1 protein-coding gene is annotated in these 374 nt (G+C 66.8%); it reads right to left on the reverse strand.

From position 1 onward, the window contains the following. A partial coding sequence (locus tag U9977_RS22550) for an SDR family NAD(P)-dependent oxidoreductase (RefSeq protein WP_322751288.1) occupies nt 1–374 on the reverse strand: 374 nt, incomplete at both ends.

A 374-nucleotide genomic window follows, 5' to 3' on the forward strand; every position in this document is an offset into this window, starting at 1 on the left:
AAGCCGAGGACGGACGAGATGTTGATGATGCGCCCGCTTCCCTGGGCGCGCATGTGTGGCAGCACGGCCGTCGTCATCCGGATCGTGCCGAAGACGTTGACGTCGAAGATGCTCTGCGCCTGTGCGACGGAGCTCTCCTCGGCGGCACCCGCTGCACCGATACCGGCATTGTTGACCAGGACGTCGATCTGCCCGAACTCCTCGATCACCCGCTTGACGACGACGGTGACCGAATCGTCACTGGCCACGTCGAGATCGAGGAACGTCACCCCGTGGAGAGGGGCGACGCGCGAGGTGTTCCGGCTCGTGCCGATCACGGCGAACCCCGCCTCGACGAGCGCGAGCGCGGCTGCCCTCCCGATGCCTGAGGACGC

The organism is Protofrankia sp. Cas8 (assembly GCF_963555845.1).
Lineage (GTDB): Bacteria > Actinomycetota > Actinomycetes > Frankiales > Frankiaceae > Protofrankia.